19 protein-coding genes are annotated in these 25859 nt (G+C 70.1%); 5 read left to right on the top strand and 14 right to left on the bottom strand.

The window, feature by feature from the left end; translation table 11 throughout:
- Positions 1-210: 210 nt before the first annotated feature.
- From ACZ6ZQ_RS29690 to ACZ6ZQ_RS29680, 3 genes are all read right to left on the bottom strand, one after another.
- Positions 211-1803: a solute symporter family protein gene (locus ACZ6ZQ_RS29690; protein ID WP_469771588.1), complete on the bottom strand. Its 1593-nt coding sequence runs from the start codon at positions 1801-1803 to the stop codon at positions 211-213.
- The gene (locus tag ACZ6ZQ_RS29685) at positions 1800-2294 is read right to left on the bottom strand and encodes a DUF485 domain-containing protein (protein ID WP_469771587.1); all 495 of its coding nucleotides are present in this window, start codon (positions 2292-2294) and stop codon (positions 1800-1802) included. Before ACZ6ZQ_RS29685 ends, ACZ6ZQ_RS29690 begins: the two co-directional genes overlap by 4 nt.
- A gap of 183 nt (positions 2295-2477) precedes the next feature.
- Positions 2478-4595: a DNA gyrase/topoisomerase IV subunit B gene (locus ACZ6ZQ_RS29680; protein ID WP_469771586.1), complete on the bottom strand. Its 2118-nt coding sequence runs from the start codon at positions 4593-4595 to the stop codon at positions 2478-2480.
- 437 nt (positions 4596-5032) lie between these two features.
- Between ACZ6ZQ_RS29680 and ACZ6ZQ_RS29675 the strand changes: the two genes are divergently transcribed.
- Positions 5033-5263: a DUF7455 domain-containing protein gene (locus tag ACZ6ZQ_RS29675; RefSeq protein ID WP_469771585.1), complete on the top strand. Its 231-nt coding sequence runs from the start codon at positions 5033-5035 to the stop codon at positions 5261-5263.
- A 195-nt stretch (positions 5264-5458) separates the two neighbouring features.
- Here the strand turns inward: ACZ6ZQ_RS29675 and ACZ6ZQ_RS29670 are convergent, their stop codons facing one another.
- The 4 genes from ACZ6ZQ_RS29670 to ACZ6ZQ_RS29655 form a co-directional block, all read right to left on the bottom strand.
- On the bottom strand, positions 5459-6289 hold the full coding sequence (locus tag ACZ6ZQ_RS29670) for a S1 family serine peptidase (RefSeq protein WP_469771584.1): 831 nt from the start codon (positions 6287-6289) through the stop codon (positions 5459-5461).
- Positions 6290-6447: 158 nt separating this feature from the next.
- Positions 6448-8016, bottom strand: coding sequence for an RNA polymerase sigma factor (locus ACZ6ZQ_RS29665; RefSeq protein ID WP_469771583.1), 1569 nt, complete (start codon positions 8014-8016; stop codon positions 6448-6450).
- 350 nt (positions 8017-8366) lie between these two features.
- Positions 8367-9254, bottom strand: coding sequence for a FadR/GntR family transcriptional regulator (locus tag ACZ6ZQ_RS29660; protein ID WP_469771582.1), 888 nt, complete (start codon positions 9252-9254; stop codon positions 8367-8369).
- A gap of 161 nt (positions 9255-9415) precedes the next feature.
- The gene (locus ACZ6ZQ_RS29655) at positions 9416-11227 is read right to left on the bottom strand and encodes an ATP-binding cassette domain-containing protein (RefSeq protein WP_469771581.1); all 1812 of its coding nucleotides are present in this window, start codon (positions 11225-11227) and stop codon (positions 9416-9418) included.
- Between the two features lie 165 nt (positions 11228-11392).
- On the opposite strand from ACZ6ZQ_RS29655, the gene ACZ6ZQ_RS29650 reads away from it, so the two are divergent.
- Positions 11393-11560, top strand: a complete 168-nt coding sequence (locus ACZ6ZQ_RS29650) for a hypothetical protein (RefSeq protein ID WP_469771580.1) — start codon at positions 11393-11395, stop codon at positions 11558-11560.
- Between the two features lie 240 nt (positions 11561-11800).
- Here ACZ6ZQ_RS29650 and ACZ6ZQ_RS29645 read toward each other — a convergent pair whose 3' ends face one another.
- The 3 genes from ACZ6ZQ_RS29645 to ACZ6ZQ_RS29635 form a co-directional block, all read right to left on the bottom strand.
- On the bottom strand, positions 11801-12562 hold the full coding sequence (locus ACZ6ZQ_RS29645; protein ID WP_469771579.1) for an NUDIX hydrolase: 762 nt from the start codon (positions 12560-12562) through the stop codon (positions 11801-11803).
- An 85-nt stretch (positions 12563-12647) separates the two neighbouring features.
- A complete protein-coding gene (locus ACZ6ZQ_RS29640) occupies positions 12648-14759 on the bottom strand; it encodes an amylo-alpha-1,6-glucosidase (protein ID WP_469771578.1) in 2112 nt (703 codons plus the stop codon).
- 118 nt (positions 14760-14877) lie between these two features.
- Complete coding sequence (locus tag ACZ6ZQ_RS29635) at positions 14878-16485, bottom strand: DUF4192 domain-containing protein (protein WP_469771577.1); 1608 nt, start codon at positions 16483-16485, stop codon at positions 14878-14880.
- Positions 16486-16596: 111 nt separating this feature from the next.
- Here ACZ6ZQ_RS29635 and ACZ6ZQ_RS29630 point away from each other — a divergent pair, with 111 nt between their 5' ends.
- Both ACZ6ZQ_RS29630 and ACZ6ZQ_RS29625 read left to right on the top strand, forming a co-directional pair.
- Complete coding sequence (locus ACZ6ZQ_RS29630) at positions 16597-18768, top strand: RecQ family ATP-dependent DNA helicase (RefSeq protein WP_469771576.1); 2172 nt, start codon at positions 16597-16599, stop codon at positions 18766-18768.
- Positions 18769-18984: 216 nt separating this feature from the next.
- On the top strand, positions 18985-19614 hold the full coding sequence (locus ACZ6ZQ_RS29625; RefSeq protein ID WP_469771575.1) for a hypothetical protein: 630 nt from the start codon (positions 18985-18987) through the stop codon (positions 19612-19614).
- A 196-nt stretch (positions 19615-19810) separates the two neighbouring features.
- Here ACZ6ZQ_RS29625 and ACZ6ZQ_RS29620 read toward each other — a convergent pair whose 3' ends face one another.
- The 3 genes from ACZ6ZQ_RS29620 to ACZ6ZQ_RS29610 all read right to left on the bottom strand — a co-directional run bounded on the left by ACZ6ZQ_RS29620 (position 19811) and on the right by ACZ6ZQ_RS29610 (position 21958).
- Entirely contained in the window at positions 19811-20431 is a 621-nt protein-coding gene (locus ACZ6ZQ_RS29620) for a hypothetical protein (protein WP_469771574.1), read from the bottom strand.
- A 105-nt stretch (positions 20432-20536) separates the two neighbouring features.
- On the bottom strand, positions 20537-21247 hold the full coding sequence (locus ACZ6ZQ_RS29615) for a ribonuclease HII (RefSeq protein ID WP_469771573.1): 711 nt from the start codon (positions 21245-21247) through the stop codon (positions 20537-20539).
- Between the two features lie 84 nt (positions 21248-21331).
- A complete protein-coding gene (locus tag ACZ6ZQ_RS29610) occupies positions 21332-21958 on the bottom strand; it encodes a TetR/AcrR family transcriptional regulator (protein WP_469771572.1) in 627 nt (208 codons plus the stop codon).
- A gap of 125 nt (positions 21959-22083) precedes the next feature.
- Here ACZ6ZQ_RS29610 and ACZ6ZQ_RS29605 point away from each other — a divergent pair, with 125 nt between their 5' ends.
- Positions 22084-23637 carry an MFS transporter gene (locus ACZ6ZQ_RS29605; RefSeq protein ID WP_469771571.1) on the top strand — a complete coding sequence of 518 codons (1554 nt, stop codon included), beginning with the start codon at positions 22084-22086 and terminating at the stop codon, positions 23635-23637.
- Between the two features lie 146 nt (positions 23638-23783).
- On the opposite strand, the gene ACZ6ZQ_RS29600 is transcribed toward ACZ6ZQ_RS29605, so the two are convergent.
- The gene (locus tag ACZ6ZQ_RS29600) at positions 23784-25667 is read right to left on the bottom strand and encodes a DUF4153 domain-containing protein (RefSeq protein ID WP_469771570.1); all 1884 of its coding nucleotides are present in this window, start codon (positions 25665-25667) and stop codon (positions 23784-23786) included.
- Between the last annotated feature and the right edge of the window lie 192 nt (positions 25668-25859).

Raw genomic sequence — 25859 nt, 5'->3', positions numbered from 1 at the left:
TCCCCCAGAGCTGCGCCTGGGAGGTGCCCCCACCGCCTTGCGATTGCACGCACCGGACGCCGCGCGCCCCGCCCTGCGGGCGGACGGCGCTATGTCTCAGACACGACCTAGGTGTATTGATCACGAGCCTTGTTCAGCACTCGTGATCAACACCCCCTGGGATTCGTCCGGCGGATCGTGTGGATCAGGCCGTGCCCGTCCTGTCGGTCCTCACACCGCACCTGCCCCGGTCAGCGCCCGTACCTCAGTCTCCGCGTGCTTCGCCTCGTCCGGCTCCTCGGACGATGTGACCGTGCCGATCCAGCCCGCGAGGAAGCCCAGCGGGATGGAGACCACACCCGGGTTCTGCAGCGGAAAGACATGGAAGTCCATGCCCGGGAACAGGGCTTCCGGGCCGCCCGACACGACCGGGGAGAGCAGCACCAGCAGCAGTGCGGGAAGCAGCCCGCCGTACACCGACCACACCGCACCTCGCGTGGTGAAGTTCCGCCAGAACAACGAGTAGAGCAGCACCGGCAGATTGGCCGAAGCGGCGACGGCGAAGGCCAGCCCGACCAGGAAGGCGACGTTCAGATCGCGGGCGAGCAGGCCGAGGGCGATCGCGGCCGCTCCGACCCCGACCGCCGCGACCCGCGCCACCGCGACTTCGCTGTACTGCTTCGCATGGCGGCGCTTCAGCGAGGCGTACAGGTCATGGGCGACCGAGGCCGAGGAGGCGAGCGTGATCCCGGCGACGACGGCCAGGATCGTCGCGAAGGCCACGGCCGCGACGACGGCGAACAGCACGGTGCCCCCGGTGGAGCCCGCTCCCCCGCCGAGGTCGAGGGCGAGCAGCGGAACCGCCGTGTTCCCCGCCGCGTTCGACGCCCGTACCTCGTCGGTGCCGAGAATGGCCGCGGCGCCGAAGCCGAGGACGATCGTCATCAGATAGAAGCCGCCGATCAGCCCGATGGACCAGACGACGGAGCGACGGGCGGCCCGTGCGGTCGGCACGGTGTAGAAGCGCGACAGGATGTGGGGCAGGCCCGCGGTGCCCAGGACGAGTGCCAGCCCGAGGCTGATGAAGTCCAGGCGCGCGGTCCAGTCGCCGCCGTACCGCAGGCCCGGCGAGAGGAAGTCCCTGCCGTGGCCGCTCTGTTCGGCCGCGGAGTTGAGCAGCTGATTGAAGTCGCCGTGGAAACGGATCAGTACGAGCACGGTGAGCGCGACCGCTCCCGCCATCAACAGCACGGCCTTGACGATCTGGATCCAGGTGGTGGCTCGCATCCCTCCCAACGACACATAGACGACCATCAGGGCGCCGACACCGATGACGGTCCATGAGCGCGCGGCATCGCTCGTCCCGCCCAGAAGCAGAGCGACCAGGCTCCCTGCCCCCACCATCTGCGCCACCAGATAGAGAACGGACACGGTGACCGAGGAAGTTCCCACCGCGATACGGGCCGGGCGTTCGCTCATCCGGGCGGCGACCACGTCCGCGAGCGTGAACCGGCCGCAATTGCGTACGAGTTCGGCGACGAGCAGCAGTACGACCAGCCAGGCGACGAGGAAGCCCACGGAGTAGAGCATCCCGTCGTAGCCGTAGAGCGCGATGAGGCCGGAGATGCCGAGGAAGGAAGCCGCGGACATGTAGTCGCCGGCGATGGCGAACCCGTTTTCCATGGGCGAGAACAGGCGCCCGCCCGCGTAGAACTCCTCCGCCGAGCCACGGCGATTGTGGCTCACCCATGTGGTGATCGCCAGGGTCACGGCGATGAACGCGCTGAACAGCAGCAGCGCCAGAGTCTGGTGGTCGTCGGTCAACGCTCGTTCCCCCGCGTCATCTCCTGGTCGTGGGTCCGGTCGAAGACGGTCCACCGCAGATCGAGCGCCGCGCGGTCCCGGCGCAGCCGGGCATGCCGGGCGTAGGCCCAGGTCAGCAGGAATGTGCTGAGGAACTGACCGAGGCCCGCCACCATCGCCACGTTCACCGCGCCGGCGACGGGCCTCGCCATCAGCCCGGGTGCGGTGGTGGCGGCGATGACGTACGCCACGTACCAGACGAAGAAGGCGAGGGTCGCGGGCACGACGAATCGCCGGTAGCGGCTGCGCACTTCCTGGAAGGCGGCGCTGCGCCGCACCTCCAGATAGATGTCCGTCGCGCTGTGGTGGTGCTCCGTGCCCGCGGCCCCGGGCGGCACTGCGGGCACGGGTGCTCCCGACCCGTCCAGCTCGCCCCAGCCGGAAGCCAGCGCGTCGTACCACGGGTCGTCGAGCTGCACTGCCCCGGCGTCCCGGCCTTCCTGCTTCTCCACGCTCTGTTCTCCTTGTCAGCGAACCGTTTCGGCCGCATGCACAAGGATGGACATAGCGGGAAGATCCAGGACTCTGCTCTCCTGTCTCTTCACCCCATCAGGTGATGGATGCCCCACCCGCCCAGGGGCGGGGCCCAGTTCTCTCCGCTCGGGCCGGCGAGGAAACCTCTGCCCGGGCCGGCCTCAGGCGTCGATGCGCGAGCGGTCGAGCGTCGCCGCGGAGCTCGTGATGAACTCCTTGCGCGGCGCCACCTCGTTGCCCATCAGCAGATCGAAGACCTGCTCCGCGGAGTCCAGATCGCCGATGTTGATCCGGCGAAGCGTGCGGTGGCGCGGGTCCATCGTGGTCTCCGCGAGCTGGTCGGCGTCCATCTCGCCGAGGCCCTTGTAGCGCTGGATGGAGTCCTTGAAGCGGATCCCCTTGCGCTGGAACTCGAGCAGTGTGGAGCGCAGTTCGTTGTCCGAGTACGTGTAGACGTACTTGTCCTGGCCCCTCTTGGGCTGGGTCAGCTCGATCCGGTGCAGCGGCGGAACGGCCGCGAAGACCCGGCCGGCCTCGACCATCGGCCGCATGTAGCGCTGGAAGAGCGTGAGCAGCAGACAGCGGATGTGCGCGCCGTCGACGTCGGCGTCGACGAGCAGGACGATCTTGCCGTACCGAGCCGCGTCGATGTCGAAGGTCCGGCCGGAACCTGCCCCTATGACCTGGATGATCGCGCCGCACTCGGCGTTCTTGAGCATGTCCGAGACGGACGACTTCTGGACGTTGAGGATCTTGCCGCGGATCGGGAGCAGCGCCTGGAATTCGGAGTTCCGGGCGAGCTTGGCCGTGCCGAGCGCGGAGTCTCCCTCGACGATGAAGAGCTCGCTCCGGTCGACGTCGTCACTGCGGCAGTCCGCGAGCTTGGCCGGCAGCGAGGACGACTCCAGGGCCGTCTTACGGCGTTGCGCCTCCTTGTGCTGGCGCGCGGCGATACGTGTGCGCGCCGCGGCGACGGCCTTCTCCAGAACAGCCCGGGCCTGTGCCTTGGCATCGCGCTTGGTCGAGGTCAGGAATGCCTTGAGCTCCTTGGCCACGACGTTGGCGACGATCCGGTTGGCCGCGGAGGTGCCGAGGACCTCCTTGGTCTGGCCTTCGAACTGCGGCTCGGCGAGCCGTACGGTCACGACGGCGGTCAGGCCCTCGAGTGCGTCGTCCTTGACGATGTCGTCCTCGGCGACGCGCAGCAGCTTCGCGGAGCGCAGGACCTCATTGACGGTCTTGGTGAGGGAGCGCTCGAAACCGGTGACGTGCGTGCCGCCCTTGGGCGTGGCGATGATGTTGACGAACGACCTGACCGTGGTGTCGTAGCCGGTGCCCCAGCGCAGGGCGATGTCGACGGCGAGGTCGCGGGTGACCTCGGTCGGCGTCATGTGGCCGCGGTCGTCGAGGACCGGGACGGTCTCCTTGAAGGTGCCGTTGCCGGTGAGGCGCATGACGTCGCAGACGGCCTTGTCCTGCGCAAGGTACTCGCAGAACTCGCTGATGCCGCCGTCGAAGCGGAAGATCTCCTGCGACTTGCCCTCGCCCGCCAGGTCGCGCTCGTCGCGGACGACGATCGTGAGGCCCGGCACGAGGAAGGCGGTCTGGCGGGCCCGCTGGTGGAGCGTCTCCAGGGAGAGCTTCGCGTCCTTGAGGAAGATCTGCCGGTCCGCCCAGTAGCGGACGCGTGTGCCGGTGCGGGTCCGGGGCACCCGCTTGCCCTTGATCAGCCCGTTGGCCGGGTCGAAGGGGGCGTCGGGGCCGGACTCGGTGAAGATGCCGGGGACGCCGCGCCGGAAGCTGATCGAGTGGGTCGCGCTGCCCCGGTCGACCTCGACGTCGAGGCGGGCCGAGAGGGCGTTGACGACGGAGGCGCCCACGCCGTGCAGACCGCCCGAGGCCGCGTACGAGCCGCCGCCGAACTTTCCGCCGGCGTGCAGCTTGGTCATGACGACCTCGACGCCGGACAGACCGGTCTTGGGCTCGACGTCCACGGGGATACCGCGGCCGTTGTCCCGGACCTCCACCGAGCTGTCCTCATGGAGGATCACCTCGATGTGGTCGCAGTAGCCGCCGAGGGCCTCGTCGACCGAGTTGTCGATGATCTCCCACAGGCAGTGCATGAGACCGCGACTGTCGGTGGATCCGATGTACATACCCGGCCGCTTACGGACCGCCTCGAGCCCTTCGAGGACGAGCAGGTGCCGCGCGGTGTAGTTGGAGCCGTCACGGTCTGCGGTCAGTACCGCACTGGACGGCACGGACGTTTCGGCGGTCACGCGGTTCGCTCCTCGCTGAATTTGAATCTGGCCCTGTGGGGGTAAAGGCCCGGCGTCGGTCGCCGGTCAGAGGGTACCGAGGCCTGGTAGAGCCGATGTAACGCCACCCTCGTGATTTCTCATGCTAGTCCAGAGTCGCATACACGTTCGATCCCTCGATGGAGTGACGCGCACATCACGTTCCCTTCGAGGCATGAACCATTTAGGCTCCGGGCACGTCCTCTTGAACAACCGGCAAGCCAGCCGGGGAGGACGGCACGACAAAGGCAAGCAAGCGAAACCGTAGAGCGAAGCAATACGGCACATTCGCCGCCAACCGGCAGCAGACAGCCACCTTGACGAAGAAGTTTCAGGGAAAAGGCACGAGCGGGAACGTTTTCGGCCTGGTTGGATGTTGACCCTGGTACGACAGCTCGTCGAGCTAGAGAAGAGGCGACGTGACTACTGTTCTGACCCCCGCGAGCCCGCTGACGGCCGCTGACCGCTGCGACCGCTGCGGCGCCCAGGCGTACCTGCGCGTCGTCCTGACAAGCGGCGGTGAGCTGCTCTTCTGTGCCCACCACGGGCGCAAGTTCGAGCCGGAACTCAAGAAGATCGCCGCAGAGATACAGGATGAGACGGACCGACTGACGGTCGTACCGGCCAACGCCGGCGACGACGAACGCTGACCTCGCATCCCACGACGAGCTAGCGGTCGGTCCCGGACCGGCCAATGGGCGGCCGCCCCTCACGCCAGGGGCGGCCGCCCATTCTCATATCCGTTCACATCAACAGGGTGAACCGCAGATTCCGAATCCCGGGGCTCTGTCACCACACGCGTTCGGAATGTGACCAATTCCCCTTTACGCAGAGCCTTCCTGTACTCACAGCTTGTCCGCCAGCGACGCAAGCACCGCGGACACCCGGGTGTAGACCCCGGGGCTGTCCCCGCGGCCACAGCCGCTCCCCCATGACACGAGCCCGATCAGCCGGCCACGCGCCACCAGCGGCCCTCCGCTGTCCCCCTGGCAGGCATCGTGCCCTCCTCCCGGATCACCGGCACAGAGCATCGTGCGCGCCATGTAACGGCCTCCTGCGCTGCCGGGATAAGCGCGCGCACACACCTCGTCCGGCAGCACGCGCACAGGCGCGGAGCGCAACGCGAAGGCATAGCTGCCGCCCCCTGTCGTATCGCCCCAGCCATAGACCGTCGCAGGGGTGTCCGGCGCATACGCGGCATCGCCCGGGGCCGCCGTCCGGATCACGTACTTCGCCGGGAGCGCGCTCGACAGAGTGAGCACAGCCAGGTCCGAGGAGCTCGTGCGCGGGTCGTAGCCAGGCGCGATCAGCATCTGCCGCACCGGGATCTCATGGCCGCCGGCGCCCCGCAGGTCCTCGCGTCCCGCGAGGACACGCAGATCGCGGACCTCGCTCACGGCCGCGCCCAGCACCTCACGGCTGAGGCAGTGGGCGGCTGTCAGCACCTTCGTCGGTGCCACCACCACGCCGCCGCAGAACTGTCCGCCCCGGATACCTCCGAACCGGTCACGGCTGGACAGGGCGACGACCCATGGGCTGTCCGCGGACCGCACCGGCGTACCCCCGATGATGACGCTGTCGGCGGCGGCCGGGGCTGGGGAAGCCAGCGGCGCCAGGACTGTTGCCGCGGCCAGGGCCATGGCTCCCGTCAGTGCTCGTGTAATGGGGCGACGCATGCGGCCTCCTGACTCTCCGGTGAACTCCGTCCACTCAGAGTCAGCCAGCGGGCCACCGCCCGCACCTGCGCGGGACTGCCCTGAAAGGGCGGCTGCACGGAAATGGCCGAGGGCCCAGCTCCCTCTCGGGAGCCGGGCCCTCGTACGTGCGGTACGTCCTAGTCCAGGTAGTCGCGCAGCACCTGGGACCGCGACGGGTGGCGCAGCTTCGACATGGTCTTGGACTCGATCTGACGGATGCGCTCACGCGTCACGCCGTAGACCTTGCCGATCTCGTCGAGCGTCTTCGGCTGTCCGTCGGTGAGGCCGAAGCGCATGGAGACGACGCCCGCCTCGCGCTCCGAGAGCGTGTCGAGTACCGAGTGCAGCTGCTCCTGAAGGAGCGTGAAGCTGACCGCGTCGGCCGGCACGACCGCCTCGGAGTCCTCGATCAGGTCACCGAACTCGCTGTCGCCGTCCTCACCCAGCGGGGTGTGGAGGGAGATCGGCTCGCGGCCGTACTTCTGGACCTCGATGACCTTCTCCGGGGTCATGTCGAGCTCCTTGGCCAGCTCCTCCGGGGTGGGCTCACGGCCCAGGTCCTGGAGCATCTGGCGCTGCACACGCGCGAGCTTGTTGATGACCTCGACCATGTGCACCGGGATACGGATGGTGCGGGCCTGGTCGGCCATGGCGCGGGTGATCGCCTGACGGATCCACCAGGTGGCGTACGTGGAGAACTTGTAGCCCTTGGTGTAGTCGAACTTCTCGACGGCGCGGATCAGACCGAGGTTGCCCTCCTGGATGAGGTCCAGGAAGAGCATGCCGCGGCCGGTGTAGCGCTTGGCAAGCGAGACGACCAGGCGGAGGTTGGCCTCCAGCAGGTGGTTCTTGGCGCGGCGCCCGTCCTCGGCGATGATCTCCAGCTCGCGCTTGAGCTTCGGGGCGAGCTTGTCGGAGTTCGCCAGCTTGTCCTCGGCGAACAGCCCCGCCTCGATGCGCTTCGCCAGCTCGACCTCCTGCTCGGCGTTGAGCAGGGGGACCTTGCCGATCTGCTTGAGGTAGTCCTTGACCGGGTCGGCGGTCGCACCGGCGACGGCGACCTGCTGCGCGGGAGCGTCGTCCTCGTCCTCGTCGGACAGGACGAAGCCCTTGCTCTCGCCCTCGGTCTCCTCGTCCTCGCCCTTACCGGGCTGGACCTCCTCGAGCAGCTCCTCGCCCTCGATGCCCTCGTCGGCGTCCTTCTTGGCGGCGGTCTTCTTCGCGGCCGCCGTCGTCTTCTTGGCGGCGGTCTTCTTGGCCGCCGTCGCCTTCTTGGCCACGGTCTTCTTCGCGGCCACCTTCTTCGCGGGTGCCGCGGTCTCGTCGGCCGTGGCCGCCGCGATCTCGTCGGTCATGGCCGCCGGTGCCGCGGTGGCGGCCGCGACGGTCTTCGCCGCGGTCGTCTTGGCCGCGACGGTCTTGGTGGCGGTGCGCTTTGCCGGGCTCTTAGCTGCGACGCTCTTGCGGGTGCGCTTGGGCGACTCCGCGGCACTGACCATCAGCGTCACACCCTCTTCCTCGAGGATCTGGTTGAGGCTGCGCAGAACATTCTTCCACTGGGTTGGCGGAATCTGGTCAGCCTCGAAGGCCCGACGCACGTCATCGCCGGCGATCTGCCCATCAGCCTTTCCCCGCTCGATGAGCGCCATCACAGACTCGGACTCGGCGATCTCCGGCGGGAGCGTACGGGATGTGCTGGCCGACACGAACAACCTCTCGGAACGATGGAAAACGGCTTCCGGCCCCGCCCATGATCGGGCCGGAGCCGACGACCGCCGGTTGGGGATGTACCGACGGCGCGGGCTGAGCCTCAGAGCTGCACAGCGCCATGAACGGCGTCTGTATTCCCTCCTCGGCTGTCACCTCTTAGGTCATCGCACTGTTTCAAGGAGTGTTACGCCCAATCCGCGTGGCCCGAGTCACACCTCATTTGCGACTAAACGACTAAATGGGGATTTCACTCCGTATTCGCCCCCACATCCGTGTCGCCGGACCCTAGGGTCCGGCGACACACGATGGGTACGCCTCGGAACGCCCCGGCCGCGCCCCCCGCGGGTCAGTGCTCGCGCGGGGCGGGCACGACTCGCTCCACCTCTGGGTGGACGGTGAGAAGTTGACGCATGGCCGACTCGGCACTGTGCGCATCCCCGGTGGCGAGGGCGTCGACGATCCTGGCGTGGTGCGCGAGGGACACCTCGGAGGGGCGGTCACATCCGGCGGCCGGACCCCCGGAGACCTGGAGCGCGGCGGCGACGATGCCGGAGAGGTGCTCCAGCATGCGGTTGCCGGCGACCTGGATCAGGAGGGAATGGAACTCGACGTCGGCACGCGCGAAGGTGATTCCGTCACCCTGCGTAAACGAATGACTCATGATCTCGACCATGTCACCGAGCCGCTGCTGGATGTCCTCGCGGCCGTGACCTGCGGCGAGGCGCGCCGCGAGCGGCTCGATCGTCCAGCGTAGCTCGCTCAGCTCACGGCGCTGGTCGTCGCGCTGCGGACCGAAGGCGCGCCACTCGATGATGTCGGGGTCCAGCAGGTTCCAGTCACTGACCGGACGGACCCGGGTGCCGACGTTCGGACGGGCGCTGACCAGGCCCTTGGCCTCGAGGACGCGCAGCGACTCCCGGACGACGGTGCGGGAGACCTCGAATCGCTGGCCGATCTCCTCGGGTACGAGCGGACGGTCGGCCCCGAGGTCGCCGGAGACGATCATCTGGCCCAGCTGCTGGACGAGTTGACCGTGGAGCCCGCGGCCCCGGCTGCCCGCCGCGCGGCGGCTGACCCGGCCCAGCTCGGCTTCCGTGGTGTCCCAGGCCGGGGGTCCGACGCGGTCGACGCCGGGCGCCTCCGGGTAGGGGTATCGGTCGAGGTCGCCCGGGCCGGCGAGGCCGGACTCGGCGGGGCGGGCGGCGGTCATCATGGTGTGCGCAAGGGTACTCACGCATCCTTTGTCGGCGTGGCTCCGGCACCCCTTGAGGTCTTTGGTGAAAAGCACACGAAAGGGTGATCGCCGCCCACCCTGCAATTGACGCCTTATCGGAAAGAAACGGTCATTCTTCTGGGAGTTACGAGCAGCTCACCGCTCCCCCGGACCCAAGACGTTCACCAACGGGCCCTGCCGCGAAGGCCGGTGAACAGGTACGCACAGAGCAGGGCGGACAGCGACAACGCCAGTGCCGCGCCCACGGGTTGGGCCAGCATCCGCAGCCCGGCCGACAGCCAGGGATCGACCTCGTAGGGCCACTCCAGCCAGGCCAGCTCACGCAAGCGGCCCGGGAGTCCGGCGATCGAACGCGCGGACGGACCCGCGAACGCCTTCTGTACCAGTGGCACGACCATCACCGGTACGGCGAGCACCGCCGCCACTCCGGCGGCCGTGACCCGGAAGATCCCTGCGGCGAGCAGCCCGGACCAGGCGCAGCCCACCAGGAGACCGGACCAACTCGCCGACAGCGCGGTCCAGTTGTCCGGCAGGGACGCCACGTCCTCCCCGTACAGGAGACGGAGGACCTGGCCGTCCAGTACGGCGACGAGAAACCCGATCACCAGGGCGGCGCCGGCCGTCACCGTGAGCTTGGCGCACAGCAGCCCGAGGCGGCGAGGAACGGTTCCGCGTCCGGTCGCGAGCGCGGGGTAGCGGAATTCCTCCCCGAAGGAGAGGGAGCCGAGCAGGCCGGCACCGAGGGCGGCGGGTGGCAGTGGCAGCAGCCCGGGCCAGGCGGCGAGCAGGCCCGGCAGCGGGGTGCGGCCGAAGTGCCCGAGCAGCCCTGAGAGGCCGGCCGAGACGACGAGGACGGCTGCCACGATCAGATGGGTCGTCGGGACGCCGAGGAGCCGGCGCAGTTCGTATCGCAGCGGCTGCAGCGGCGTACGGCGCGGGCGGGCCTCGAGACGCGGAAGCGGCGACGGGTCCCCCGCGGGGGGAGACTGCGCGGGGCTCGCGGCGGGAGCGGATTCGTCCAGGGCGGAGGAGGCGGCAGGGGTCGTGGTGGCAGGGGCGGGGGCGGCGCGGGGTGGGGCGGCGCAGGGCTGGGCTGCCGGACCGGCGTCGCCGATCTCGTCGGCGAGTTGGTGGACGAGGACGCCGTGCCGGAAGGCGGTCTCGCCGATCTCGGCACAGCTGCTGCCGTAGACGGAGAGCCGGTTGCCGCCCTCGGCGACGACCTCGACGGAGCGCCGAGCGGCCCGCGCCTCACGACCGACCACCGCGGCAAGCCATGCGGCGTGCGGGGTACGGACCGCGACGCGCGGCCGGAGCCGGGTACGGGCGAAGTCCGCCACGTCCTGGTCTGCGACGAGGCGGCCCTTGTCGATGGTGACGACGCGATCCGCGGTCCGAGCCGCCTCCTTGGGGTCCGCGGTCGCATAGAGGACGGTGCCTCCGTGCGCTGCATGGGCGCGGAGCAGTCCGAAGAGCCAGCTCTCCTCCCGTGGCGACAGCCCTTCGGCGGGGTCGTCGAGCACGAGAGTGTGAGGGTCCCCCAACAGGGCTGAGGCCAGGCCCAGTCTGCGGTCCATGCCGAGGGAGAGCGTGCCGAGACGCGCGTCGCGCAGGGCGCCGATGCCGACGACTTCGAGCATGTCGTCGGCGCGTGACACGGGCACTCCGGCTGCGGCGCAGAGCATCCGGAGCTGGCCGCGGGCGGTACGGGCCGGGTGACCCGGTACGTCGCCGAGCAGCACCCCTACTTCGCGCGCGGGGCGGGTGATGCCGTGCAGCGGGCGCCCACGGAAGTACGTGACGCCACGGCCCGCCTCGAGTTCGAGCATCAGGCGCAGGGCCGTGGTCTTGCCGGAGCCCGGGGCGCCGAGGAGCGCGGTGACATTGCCGGGCCGCGCCTCGAAAGTCAGATCGTCCACGGCGGGCGGAAGGTCACGGCGAGGGGTGCTGGTGAGTCCGATGGCCTGGAGCATCGCTTCTCCCACGGGAGGTGAAACCGCTCGGCGGCAGGGCGGATGGGCGACAGAATGCGGGTACCCAGCAAGATAACGCGACATTTCCGACTTTTGACGCAGCGTCGAGTACGGTGTCAGCCCTGCCGCCGGGCATCACCACGCAGTGGCGCCACGTACTGCGCCATGAGCATCGCCGAGGCCATCGCCAAGGGCATTGCGGGCGAGATCGCCGGGGAGATGATCGCCACGGGTACCGCGCCGGACGGAACCGGAAACGCGTCAGGGGGACGGGGGACGGGCTCCGGACGGCCCCAGAGCCTGTCCGGCGGACGATCCCAGCCTGATCCCTAGGGCCTTTGGTTCGGATCAGGCCGGCAGCGACATCTGCGGCTACCGCCGCGGGGCGAGCGGGGTCTGGCGCGTGCAGATACAAGGCGGAGGAGGGAGCCACTGCGGTGGGGACACCTCCCGTGCCCGAAGGGCTACGGGGGACATTGGCAACTGACGACAACGCGACTGGGGGTCCCCCCAGGCGAAGCTCTGGGGTGCGTGCCAGGGCACGCGAGCCCGGCAAGATCCGAACGACAGGCTCTAGACCTCGGGGCGCAGCATCGGCGGGTTGAGCAGGGTCGCGCCTCCGGCCCGGAACAGCTGTGCGGGACGGCCGCCCTGCCGGGTTGTGGTCCCGCCCGCCGGCACGAGGAAGCCTGGAGTGCCGGTCACCTTGCGATGGAAGTTCCGGGGGTCCAGGGCGACGCCCCACACCGCCTCGTACACCCGCCGCAGCTCGCCGACCGTGAACTCGGGCGGGCAGAACGCCGTGGCCAGTGAGGAGTACTCGATCTTGGAGCGGGCCCGCTCCACCCCGTCGGCCAGGATCTGCGCGTGGTCGAAGGCGAGCTGCCCGGACTGCTCGTCCTCCCGTCCCCCGTTCTCCTGGTTCAGCAAAGTCTCGACCGGCGCCCATCGCGCGCTGTTGGCGTCGCCGCCGGCGCGAGGCGACGGCAGATCCGGGGAGAGCGCCAGATGCGCAACGCTCACCACCCGCATACGGGGGTCGCGCTTGGGGTCGCCGTAGGTGGCAAGCTGCTCCAGGTGGGCACCGTTGTCGGGAGCCGGCGAACCGGGGTCGTGCACACACAGGCCCGTCTCTTCGACGAGCTCCCGCGCCGCCGCCGCCGCAAGATCCTCATCGGCCCTGACGAAACCCCCGGGCAGCGCCCACCGGCCCTGGAACGGTGGCTCTCCGCGACGTACCACCAGGGCACACAGCGCATGGCGACGCACGGTGAGCACGACCAGGTCGACGGTGACAGCGAAGGGCGGGAAGGCCGACGGGTCGTAGGGCGACATGCCGCGATCATAGTCGTCTTCCTGACGATAAACACTCCCTTCGTGATCCAGCACAACGACTTCTTCACACGCCGGTCCCATCCCGCTACACCCCCAACTGGAGTCCGTCAGCGGCTTCCTCGACCATGCACAGCCCGAGCCTGCTGATCCGCACCGCGAAGGGCTCTCCGGCGACCCGCAGTCCGGTGAACTGCACGGCGCCGAGGGGAGCGCCGCGCAGCGGATGCAGAGCGACCGTGCCTGCCGGAGCGTCCGGGCGGATGCCCACGAGGGTGGTGAGCAGGTGGATCCCGGCGGCGGCGGACACGGCCGCCGGGCGGCACGCGGCGGGGTGCGGTACCGGCACCGCGCCGGCGGTCCGCTGGTCCCCCGCGTACATGTCCGGGAGCCGGTGGCCGAAGGCCTCCGCGGCGTCGAGGACTCCACGGAGCAGGGAACTCGCCTCCTTCTCGTAGCCGCATGCGGCCAGTCCCGCGACTGCCACGGCTGTCTCATGTACCCGGACCGCTCCGGACCGGTGGCCGAACGGATTGTGTCCCGGCTCCTTCGCACCCAGGCTCCGCAGACCCCAGCCCGAGTCCAGATCGGGAGCGCCGAGCAGTCGTGCCAGCTGTTCGGTCTGCACCCTGTCGAGCAGCCCGGGCGCCGGGCGGCCGCCGCCGAGGAGACCCGTGTCCAGGAGGTGTGCGGCTGCCCCTCCCAGGTGGGGCACCGGCCGGCCGGACCGGACGCGAGCCGCCGCCGGCCGGCCGCCTCTGAGATCGTCGAGCCAGAACCCCGCCCGGAAGCTGCGTCGCATGGCGGCGGCCCGCTCCCGCCACCAGCCCGCTCCTGGCCGCCCGCACGCCTCCAGCAGGTCGGCACCGAGCACTGCGGCCCTGTGCGCATGCGCCTGCGTCTCGGCGCGCTGCATCCCGGCGGGCCCCGGCTCATACAGCAGCCCGTCGTCGCCGACAGCCCCGCGAAGCCAGGCCAGGCAACGCTCGGCCGTGGGGAGCAGCGCCTCCAGCTCCGGCTCGGGAAGTCCCCAGCGCCACGCTTCGGCGAGGACGGCAGGGAAGGCGAGCGTCGCCTCGACTCCCGTACAAATGGGCGGGAGGTGCGGCCCCGCGTCCCGGAGCGGTCCGGGCATGCGGCCGGCTTCCCGGCCCCTGCCGCCGAGCTGGCTCCTGGAGAGCGTACGCAGGGTGGCCGCGGCCAGTCGTGTGCCCACTGGGAGAGCCATTCGGACCGCCCAAAGGGCCTCCGCGGGGGCGAGCCCGCAGCGCCACGGCACACCCGCCGCCGGACAGGCGTCCCAAGGATGATCGCGGTCGCGGATGAGCAGGGCGCCGAGGTCGCCGAGTGTGGTCCGGAGGAAGCTCCCCACGCGCGGATCGTCGCCCTCCGCCTGCGCGTCGGCCAAGGGAGCGGCTCGATTGTGCTGGGACGGACGTACCGCCTGGTCCGCGCGGACGCGGAGTTCGATGATGCGCGTCTCGCCGGGTGCCAGCTCGAACTCCCAGCGCAGCAGTCCCGCCGAGGCCAGCACGTCCTTGGGCGGCGGAACGGCGGTGACGATGGTGTGTGCGCCACCTGCCGCGGACCAGCGCAGGCCCGAGTCATGGACGCTTGCGGGCAGCTCGGGCCCTGCCCGGCCCGTCGCCACCGCGCCCAGTTCCGCGAGGTCGGTGCCGAGTGCCAGCTCGACGGGGAGACGGACGGTCCGGCCCGACCAACTGCGCAGAACGATTCGTTCGCTGCCGTCGGCGTCCCGTGACCGCTCCACACCGATCTCGGGATCGGGCCCTGCGCCGGCATGGGTCCGAGCCACGGCGAAGAAGGTTGCCCGGTCGGCCGAGACGAGCCTTCCCTGCACGACGACCGGTTCCCGTCCGGCGATCCGCAACTGGCTGCGCGAGAGCAGCCTCCGGCCGGAACGGTAGACGCCTTCCAGCCCCTCTCCGTTGAGCTGGCCGTGTTCCGCGCACACGGCCAGGCTCGGCAACGCGACACACATGAGCGCGTGATGCAGAGGCGGCGGCTCCCCCGCCGACAGCCTCGAACCCGATGCGAGGGCTCCGGCGTACGCGGCACGGGCAGGGCCGTCCGGCGCCTCGCCGACGAGTGCCGTGCGCAGGGGTGGGGGGATGGTGTCCCGGGCCATACCGGGTTGCCGGACCGGTGTGGAGACCTGAGGAGAGTCGCTGGGGGGCATGTGGGGTCTGCTGTGCCTTCTGTGCGCTCCGGACAGCCGCTTCGGATGCGGCGGCACGGGGTACACGACACCGCCACACAGGTGAACGGCCGCACACGCTGCGGGGTCACGCCAGTCATCACCCGCTCCCCGTACCGCGTCGGCTGGCCCGCCTCGCCGAGCGCGTCCGGCTCCCGTTGGACGCCGGGCCGGCGTCGGACGAGGTACGACGCTTCGACGCCGCGTCCACCGCAGGCGCCGACGGGCCGGGCCTGGGGCTCTTCCGCTTGCCGGCCGTGCGCGGCATCCGGGGCCGCTGCGGTTCCGGCCGCCGCGCCGCGTTGCGGCCCACCGGGACCACCGGGCCGACGGGACCGACGGGACCGACCGCCGAGCCCGGTTCCTGGGATGCGGGAACTTCGGATCCGGTGACCGCCCGGGCGCCGGTCGCCGGAACGGGGTCCTTCGAAGCAGGTGCCTCCGCGGCGCGGGGCTCCGACGCGGGGGCCTGCGAAGCAGGAGCGGCCGAGGCAGGGGCGGCCGAAGAGGCCTGCGAAGCAGGAGTGGCCGAGGCAGGGGTGCCCGAAGCAGGAGCGGCCGAGGCACGCGGCACCGATGCGGCGCGCTCCTGGCGCAGACAGCGGCGCAGTGCCTCGGGGTCCAGCCCCTCATTGCAGGCCTGGTGGAGCAGCCGGGCGAAGACGTACTCGGGGTCGGCGCACAGGGCCAGGCTGAGCGCGACCCGCGCACCTGGTTCGTCGCCGATCGACCAGGAGACCCAGCCGGCCAGGGAGAGCGGGGCGGCCGCATGCTCCCCGTACCGGCCGACACACCGACGCGACAGCGCCCGCCACAACCGCAGCGCGCGATCGGCCTCCTGCCCCTCCATCCAGCCCGCCGCGTGATCCCGGGTGTCCCGGTCCTGGAGGCCGAGGATCACCGCGGCCGCCTCGTCGTCCGAGATGAGCCTGTCGTCCCGCACGTCAGCCGTGGACCAACCGACGCCCACGGTCGCCCTCTCCCCCAGACGCTTCATCAGCCTGCGTGCGAGCCGAAGGGTCTCCTTTCCGACCTGTTCTCTGCTCTGGCTGTCCAGGATCCTGGGCACGAGCGCGGCGCCCGCGGAATCGAGCGCTCGTTCTTGACCGGCCGCGGACGGAGTGGGCATGGGCTGCAGGCGCGCCTCCATCTCTCTCAGCGATCCGCGGACCTGGATACCTGCGTAGGCCGCGGCCGCGGCCATAACGGATGTGCCCTGCATCGCCATTGCCGTCCCCTCCGCCGGACAGCAACGGGAATCCGGGCAGCAGTACGACCAGAAGCGGCCGCCCGAAATGCAGAGCGCCTCGTGGACCGGAACGTCGAGCGAGCCGCAGGACGTCCTGAGCCATTGCGCGAGCGGCCTCAGCCGCTCCATCACCGCGGAGCCCGTCTCTCCTTCTCCCGGGTCCTGGCAGAGGAAGACGACAATGCCGTCGGGCCGGGCGCCGCGCCGCTCGCTGCCTTCCACGAGGCATTCGGCAAGGTGCTGAGCGACCGGCAGCCACTCCTGCGGCGATTCCGGGATGCCCAGTCTGAGGCGCCCGCCGAAGCGGCCGCGGCTGCCGTGGAGCGCGACCATCACGATCGAATCAGTCGGGTGGAAGCCCAGCATGTAGGGCAGGGCATCGGCCAGTTCGGCAGCTCCGCGCAGCGTGATCTGCTGCTGCTCGTCGGCCGGTCCGGTGGGTTCGTGGTGCTTGTTCATGGCACGACGGTCCCGCGGACCGCCCCGGATCCGCGACCCCTGTGGATAACGTTATCCACAGGCTGGCGGCCTCGTTCGCGCTTTGTCCGACCCATCGGGTTGCATGGGGGCATGACCAACGCAGACCGCGCAGATCTCCGGGCCTCGGCCGACTCCGTACTCGCACGCCTCGTCGGGGATGCCACCGGCACCGCCAGGCTCCGCGAGGACCAGTGGCGGGCGATCGAGGCGCTCGTCGCCGACAAGCGCAGAGCGCTGGTCGTGCAGCGGACGGGCTGGGGCAAGTCCGCGGTGTACTTCGTCGCGACGTCCCTGCTGCGTGAGCGCGGCAGCGGTCCGACGGTGATCGTGTCGCCGCTGCTCGCACTCATGCGCAACCAGGTGGAGGCCGCGGCCCGGGCCGGTATCCGCGCCCGGACGATCAACTCGTCGAACACGGAGGAGTGGGACACCGTCCAGGCAGAGGTGACCGCCGGCGAGGTCGACGTTCTGCTGGTCAGTCCGGAGCGCCTCAACAATCCGGATTTCCGTGACCAGGTGCTGCCCAAGCTCGCTGCGGCAACCGGGCTCCTGGTCGTGGACGAGGCACACTGCATCTCGGACTGGGGCCATGACTTCCGGCCCGACTACCGGCGGCTGCGCACGATGCTCGCGGATCTTCCGCCGGGTGTTCCGGTGCTCGCCACCACCGCCACGGCCAACGCACGGGTGACCGCGGATGTGGCCGAGCAGCTGGGGACAGGCGCGGGCACGGACGCGCTGGTGCTCAGAGGGCCGCTCGACCGGGAGAGTCTCAGCCTGAGTGTTGTTCAGCTCCCCGATGCCGCCCACCGCTTGGCCTGGCTGGCCGACCATCTGGGCGACCTGCCCGGCTCCGGAATCATCTACACCCTCACGGTCGCCGCGGCCGAGGAGGTCACGGCGTACCTGCGGCACTGTGGTCACACCGTGTCGTCGTACACGGGCCGCACCGAGAACGCGGACCGCCAGCAGGCCGAGGACGATCTGCTGAACAACCGGGTGAAGGCCCTCGTGGCCACCTCCGCGCTGGGCATGGGCTTCGACAAGCCCGATCTGGGATTCGTGGTCCACCTCGGCTCGCCCTCCTCACCCATCGCCTACTACCAGCAGGTGGGCCGGGCCGGGCGAGGTGTGGAGCACGCCGAGGTGCTGCTCCTGCCCGGTAAGGAGGACGAGGCGATCTGGCAGTACTTCGCCTCGGTCGCCTTCCCTCCGGAAGAGCTGGTGCGCCGCACGCTGGACGTGCTGGCGCAGGCGGGCAGGCCGCTCTCGCTTCCCGCCATGGAGCCCCTGGTCGAGCTCCGGCGTACGCGGCTGGAGACGATGCTCAAGGTCCTCGACGTGGACGGGGCGGTACGCCGGGTGAAGGGCGGCTGGACCACGACCGGACAGTCCTGGGTGTACGACTCCGACCGGTATGCGTGGGTGGCGCGGCAGCGGGAGGCCGAGCAGCAGGCGATGCGTGACTACGCGTCGGCGGTGGGTTGCCGAATGGAGTTCCTGCGGCGGCAGTTGGACGACGAGGAGGCCGCCCCGTGCGGTCGCTGCGACAACTGCGCGGGGGCACGCTTCGATGCCGGGGTGTCCAACGCCGCCCTGGATGCGGCGCGCGGGGAGCTCAGCCGACCCGGTGTGGAGGTGGAGCCTCGCAAGATGTGGCCCACCGGGCTGGCAGCGGTCGGTATCGACCTGAAGGGACGTATCCCCGTCGGGGAACAGTCGTTCACGGGCAGGGCGCTCGGGCGGCTGTCCGACATCGGCTGGGGCAACCGGTTGCGCCCGATGCTCGCCCCTCAGGCTCCTGACGGACCGGTGCCGGACGATGTGGTGAAGGCCGTCGTGAGCGTGCTGGCCGACTGGGCCAAGGGGGCCGGTGGCTGGGCATCCGGAGCTGCTGACGCAACGTCCCGTCCGGTCGGGGTGATCACTGTCGCCTCGCGTGGCAAGCCGCAGCTTGTCGGTTCGCTCGGCGCCCGGATCGCCGAGGTCGGCCGGATGCCGTTCCTCGGCACGGTCGAATACGCGCCGGGGGCGGAAGACACACATATCTCGCGGACGAACAGCGCTCAACGGGTGCGCGGCCTGCACGAGGCCCTCGTCGTGCCGCCCGATCTGGCCCGCGCTGTCGAGTCGGCCGGTGGTCCCGTGCTGCTCATCGATGACTTTTCGGACAGTGGCTGGACCTTGGCCGTCGTTTCTCGGCTGCTGCGCCGAGCGGGGGCAGAAGGGGTATTTCCGCTGGTCCTCGCGGTTCAGGCGTGAATGGGGCGTGACATCGGGCCGGGATGGGCAGGGATATGAGCACCATAAGTGCTCATTCCAGTCAGCGGTCTCAATTGCTCGTTGCCGCGTGCCCGTAGGCCCGCAAGAATTGGAACTGCCCCCGCACGGTCCGATCGCGGTCCGGAAGGGCTGTGCCGCGGTGCGCCCTCACCCGACCCCTGCCCGCACTGTGGGCGCGTATGCGAAGGGAGGACCGTGACCTTCGGATTCGCCTCGTCCGCAGCCACTTCGATCAACCCATCGGTCAATTCCGCCAGCCGCCTGGCCAGGTTGCTCGAACCCGCCGAGTGGACGGCAGCCGGAATACCTCTGCTCCGCAACCCGCGCGAGGTCGTGAGCGGCCTCCACATCCGCCATCGGCCAACGCCGTCGACGGCTGTCGTCGCCGTGCTCGACCATGAGGAACGACTCACCGCCAGCGCTTCGTTCGCCCGGCGTTCCGTCCCCGTGGACGGCTGGGAGTTCCGTAACGCCCTGCTGGCGCATCTGCGCCGGGTCATTCCGCACGACCTGCGCCGCCGTGCTCCGGTGCGTACCGCCGTGCTGCTCTACTGCCGCGACGGCGACGAACGCTGGACGGAGGAGGACGGTGCGTGGATGTGGGGGCTACGGGACGCGTGCACGCTGCACGGGCTGCGCTGCGGTGCGTACATCACGCTGACGCGCGGAGGTTGGCAGGTGCTGGGTGAGGGACGCGGCGGCCGCCGGCCCAACTCCGACTTCCTGACTGATGGTTTCGCAGACATCGTGGCCGATCCTGGACCGGTCCCCCTGCGTACCGCGAGCGGCGCCGCCGAAGCGCTGCGCCGCACAGCGGCGCGCTGAACCGAGCCGGGGACCGTCTCCGCGGGCGCTCGGGCAGTTGCAGCCCGGCAGGGACCCGCGGTGCGACGCGGCGCCGGTGTTGCGCCGACCGCACCGCGCACACGGTACGGACGGCGCGGCAGGGCAGTCGTGACACCGGACAGCCCGATGCCCGGACGGCAGCGTGCCCCGGGGCGGGCGCGCAGAGCCTTTCGGCTCAGACACCCGCGCCGAGTGCCGCGTTGATGCGGTTCGGGTCACCGCACACGATGAACAGCGCCCCCGCGCGGCCCATGGCGACGGGCAGCGCCCGGGCTGCACCGTCGTCGCTGCCGCCGTTGACGGCGACGACGACCACGGGACGGGCCGACGCACGGTCCGCCGAAGCGGCGTCCGCGTAGAACACGTCGTCGCCGGCGTCGTGCTGGGCCCAGTACGCGGTCTCGCCGAAGGACAGCTCATGCGCGGCCCAGGGGTGCTGTTCCCCTGTGGTCAGCACGAGGATGTCGCCGGGGGCACGACCGGAGTCGAGCAGCAGGTCGACGGCCTCGCCGGCGGCGTCGAGCGCGCCTTCGGCGGAGGCGGGAATGAGCTGGATCTGCGGCACGGAACGATTCTCCGGCCGCGGTGACTGGGGCTGCCCGGCGGAGGTGTGCGTGCGCTGGGCGGGCGGCGCGGGCCTGGCCGGGCCGGGGCCCGGGCGTCCGGGACGGGGCGCGGCCGCGGTACGCGGACCGGGTACGGGACGGGGGGTCGGCGCGGTGCGGCCTGCGGCCTGAGTGGCGCGGGGACCCTGGGCACTCTCGTGAATCTGAGGCTCCTCGGGGATGAGAGGCATGATGGATGTCTATCAAACGCCGGTGCGGCGGGCATCGGCGGGTGGGCACATAAGTGCGACCGGACAGGTCATCCGGTCCGCACAGCGGTCGTCGGGCCGGCCGGTTCAGAAGTCGAAGCCGAGTTGGCCCCCGCCTTCCAGAGCGGCCGCCTCCACGGAGATCCGGACCTTCTTGAGATGCCGCCATTGCGGCAACGCATCGAGGTAGGCCCAGGAAAGCCGGTGGTACGGAGTGGGACCAAGCTCCTCCAGTGCCGCCTTGTGGACGGGCGAGGGATAGCCGGCGTTGTCGGCGAACCCGAACGGTTCGTACGCCGCCGACTCCAGCCCCAGCTCGGCCATCAGCGCGTCCCTGCGCACTTTGGCGATCACCGAAGCAGCCGCGACCGCGACGCAGGACCGGTCCCCCTTGATGACCGTACGGACCCGCCACGGCAGGCCCAGATAGTCATGCTTGCCGTCGAGGATGACCGCGTCCGGCCGCACCGGCAGTGCGTCCAGCGCGCGCACGGCGGCGAGACGCAGAGCCGCGGTCATTCCCAGCTCGTCGATCTCCTCCGGGGAGGCGTGCCCCAATGCGTGCGAGGTGACCCAGTCCTCCAGTTGCTCCGCCAGCTCCGTACGGCGCTTGGGGCTGATCAGCTTGGAGTCGGTGAGCCCGGCAGGGGGCCTGCGCAGTCCCGTGACGGCGGCGCATACCGTGACCGGTCCGGCCCACGCCCCGCGCCCGACCTCGTCGACTCCAGCGATGATCTTGGCACCTGTGGTGGCCCGGAGCGAGCGCTCAACGGTGTGGGTGGGTGGTTCGTACGCCATGGCGCCAGACAGGTTACGCCGCTCGGGCGGGCCACAAAACCCCGGATCCCCTTCTCCAGCCCGCCGCCCGGCTCGCCGCCCGGCTCAGCCCGCGCGCGGACGGAGCAGGGGCACCATGACCCGATCGATCATCTCGGCGATGTCCATGTCCTCCCATTCGCTGCCGCACACTTTGGAGCGGTACATCATCATCGCGGGGATCACATCGAAGACCAGGTCGTCCAAGGCGTCGGACCGGACGTCGCCCCGCTCGATTCCGCGGCGCACAACCTGCCGGAGGAGACGGACCGAGGGTTCGATGACACCGCTGAAGATCAGGGCGTGGAATCGCTCCGCCGTGGACGAATCGCATTCGTGAAGCACAGAGCGAAGCGCGAACCCCGGCTTCGAATACATCGCCGCGCGCATCCGACGACAGAGGTGATACAGGTCCTCGCGGGCGCTTCCCTGATCGGGTGCGTCCTCGAGGGCCGGCAGCCCCGCCTGCAGGGCATCCGCGACCAGGTCCTCCTTGCAGGGCCAGCGGCGGTAGACCGCGGCCTTGCCGGTCTGGGCGAGGGTGGCGACACCCTCCATGGTCAGTCCGTTCCAGCCGACCGTGCTCAGTTGCTCGAGCGCGGCGTCGAGGATCGCCTGCTCCAGCACAGGTCCGCGGCGGCGCATTGACGCCGACTGCGACCGAGCGGCGGCCGCAGGACGCGAAGTAACCATCAACAACTCTCCAACGCAGCAGTGCGGTAGTGCCAGTGAACGCTTGCGTTCACTGTTGGGGAGTCACTACCGTTGACGACTCGGTGAACGCATCCGTTCACTAACTCAGGTGTGGGGGACCCATAGTGACAACCTCTCAATTAGAAGCACAGCGCAGACCGGGCACAGCCCGCAGGGAGGGGCGTCCTGGAATCGCCCTCACGGTCATCGCCGCCTGCCAACTCATGGTGGTACTCGACGCGACGATTGTGAATATCGCGCTTCCGCATATCCAGGACGCGCTCAACTTCTCCACCACCGACCTCTCGTGGGTGCTCAGCGCCTACACCCTGACCTTCGGCGGACTGCTGCTGCTCGGAGGCCGCGCCGGTGACATTCTGGGCCGCCGACGGGTGTTCATGACCGGCATCCTGGTCTTCACACTCGCCTCACTGCTCGGCGGCCTGGCCCAGGAACCCTGGCAGCTGCTGGCGGCACGAGCACTCCAGGGTGTCGGTGGCGCGATCGCTTCTCCGACGTCGCTCGCGCTGATAACCACGACGTTCCCCGAAGGGCCCGAACGCAACCGGGCGTTCGGCGTGTTCGCGGCCGTCTCGGCAGGCGGCGGCGCGATCGGGCTGCTGGCAGGCGGCATGCTCACCGAGTGGCTCGACTGGCGCTGGGTGCTCTTCGTCAACGTCCCGATCGGCGTTCTGATCGCCTTTCTCGCCCCGCTGTACATCAACGAGTCGGAGCGCCATCCGGGCCGTTTCGACATCGCGGGTGCGCTGACCTCCACAGCCGGCATGGCCTCGCTCGTCTACGGATTCATCCGGGCATCGGAAGAAGGCTGGCGGGACGCGCTCACCCTCGGATCCTTCGGCGCGGCGGTGGTTCTGCTCGCCGCCTTCGCGGTCGTCGAGTCGCGGGCCCGGGAGCCGATCACACCGCTCAGGATGTTCGCTGACCGGAATCGATCGGGTACGTACATGATCATGCTGAGCCTGGCCGCGGCAATGTTCGGCATGTTCTTCTTCATCGTACTGTTCGTGCAGAACGTGCTCGGCTACAGCCCGATCGAGGCCGGTCTCGCATTCCTGCCGGTCACGGTCGCGATCATCACCGGCGCAGGGCTCTCGCAGCGGCTGCTGCCGGTGCTCGGCCCCAAGCCTTTCATGGTCACCGGCTCCGCGATCACCGGAGTGGGCCTCTTCTGGCTGACTCTGATCAGCGCGGAGAGCTCGTACCTCAGCGGGATTCTCGGGCCCATGGTGCTCTTCGGCTTCGGCATGGGCCTCAACTTCGTGACGCTGACACTGACCGCCGTCTCGGGCGTGGCGCAGCACGAGGCCGGAGCGGCCTCGGGGCTGCTCAACGCGACGCAGCAGGTGGGTGGTTCGCTGGGGCTGTCCATTCTGGTCACGGTGTTCGGCACGGCGAGCCGCGACGAGGCGGAGACTCAGGTTCCGTCGTTCATGGCCCAGTCGACGCCGGAACAGCAGGCTGAGTTCGCCAAGACGCATGAGCTGCCCGCGCCCTGGGGCCACGAGGTGCTGACCGAAGGTATCTCGACCTCGTTCATGGCGGCGGTGGGGATGGTGCTTCTGGCGCTGATCACCGCGGTGACGGTGATCCGTGTCCGCAAGAGCGATCTGGAGGCGCTCAGCGGGAACGCAGAAGCAGGCGGACCTGTCGCGTAGCGCGGGGTTCTCGAGAACTGTTCCGGCTGATGTCTCGAGTGAGGGCTCGGCTGAGGGCTCCGCTGAAGGCTCGAGTGATGTGCGGTGCGGTCCGTCCCACGGGGGGACGGACCGCACCGCACGGCTCTGCTCAGTCCATTGGTCCATCAGTCCATGCCGGTGCCCGGGTCGTACTCGTCGAACTCTGAGTCCTCGTCGTACTCGTCACGCACTTCGCCGTACCGGCCGTCCTCCGCGCACGACCGGGCGCCTGCCTCGGCCGGCCGCTTCTCCAGGATCGACCGGGCTCGCGTCCGGCCCCAACTGGACGCGTACCAGGGCTCGTCCGCCTCCTCGAGATCGCGCGCGACGGTCTTCAGCGCGCAGGAGCGCAGCGGCTCCGGCAGCCCGTCCAGAGCGGGGACGGCATCCGCCGACAGATCTCGCAGATAGTCGACGTCGATCTTCCCCGTCCTCTCGTAGCGCTGTACGTTCCGCTCCGCGACCAGAGCATCGGGCGATGCCAGGCCGAAGATGAGTACGGCGGCTGCGGCACTGGCCGCGACGGCGCGCGGCAGCCACCGGCTCCCATAGGCCCCCGCGGCGATGATCAGTACGATCACCAGGCCCAGCCACAGCTCCATCGCGCCCACGAAGACACGCAGCCGCGTCAGCCCGTACGCGTCGACGTACAGGTCCATCCTGCGCAGTGCGGACGCCACCACGACCAGCGTGAGCACGCACAGCGTGCCGAGTACCGCCCGCACGAGGGTGCGGTCCCGGGCTCCGTCGCGCGGCGCCCAGCGCAGGGCGAGGCCGATGACGACAAGCGTGAGCAGTGTGGCCCAGAGCAACTGCCAGAAGCCCTGACGTGCGTACTCGGCGTAGGTCAGTCCCGTCTCACTCAGCACCTTGTCGTATCCGCCGAAGAGGACGGCGAGCTGGACGGCGATGAAAGCGGCGAAGAGCAGATTGAGGACGATCAGGGGAAGGGCCCACTCGGCCCGTCCCCTGGCCTTGCCGGGGCTCAGGGTGAGCCGGTCCCAGCGGAGCGGGGCGGCGGCGGTACGCGCTGCGGCGAGAGAACCGGCGAGCCCGATGAGGAACAGGAGGAAGCGCCAGGGGCTGTCGACGGCGGAAACGTCGGGCGTCAGTGCACCGAGCAGATCGGCGAAGGCCGCGTCCGCTCCGGCGAACAGCGCGCCGAACACGACGAGCAGGACCGCTGCCACGGTGATCGTGCGGAGGGCAGGCCCCCAGCGGCCGCGTGAGCTGTCAGCCCGCTCCCGCAGCCCGCGCCAGCCCCAGACCGGACCGGTGACGATTGCGTCGAGCAGACCGATCGAGCCGAAGACAACCCCTGGCCAGGTGCGGCCTCCGTGCAGTGCGAGGGAGCCGAGCGCCAGAGCGGAGACAACGGCGAGGAAGGTGGGCCAGCCGGCGTCGCGCACTGCGGGGACGACCAGCAGCGCAAGGCCGCCGACCGCCCAGAGCGCCGTCCAGGGACGGAGCCGGCGGCCCGCGGAACGGGCGGCGAAGAAGGCGGCGAGCGTGGCCGGCACGGCCACGATCAGCAGGTTCACGCCGAGACCGTCACCCAGCAGCCAGGCACTGAGCATCGCGGTGGCGAGGGCGCACCAGAGCGTCTCGACGCGCACGCCGACCGGTGGGCCCGGTCGTATGTGGGCCAGCCACGGTTCGGGCGGCTGGGCCGGCGGGCGCCACGGCTGCCCGTGCTGGTGCCACTGCGGCGTCGGCCCGTGCGTGGCAGCGTGCGCCCGCCCGTACCCCGGCGCGTGCCCTGGCCGTGGACCGGCGCTCTGCCCCTGAGCCGGCGCGGACGGGGCCGTGGCTTGTGCTTCGGCGCTCGCCTGCTCGTGCGTCAGGCCTTCGTCCTCGTCCCCGCTCTGATCGGGTATCCGGTGCCGGCCCTCGTCCGGGCTCCGGTCGAGAGGATCCCGCTCGCGGCCGCGCGTCTCGCGGCCGGACCGATCCTCCGGGTCCGGCCCGTCGGCCTGCGGTGGTTGTGGTGCGGACGGTACGTCTGACACGGGACCCCTCCAACCGGGTCCTTGTGCGGCCGCGCGTCGGCACGCACGCCCCGGCGTCTCGTCGGCGCACACCCGTCATGATCAACGCGGCGGCGTGGCCGAAAGGGTAGCCCCACGCAAAGCGGCACGCGCCGTCACGATCGAGCTGTAGCAGGACCGTGACAGTGGGTCCGGTTTCACACGATGCTCAGG

The sequence above is a fragment of the Streptomyces sp. NPDC053673 genome, assembly GCF_055585225.1.
The sequence above is the reverse complement of the archived record's forward strand: the minus strand, read 5'-3'. Positions and strand labels throughout refer to the sequence as shown.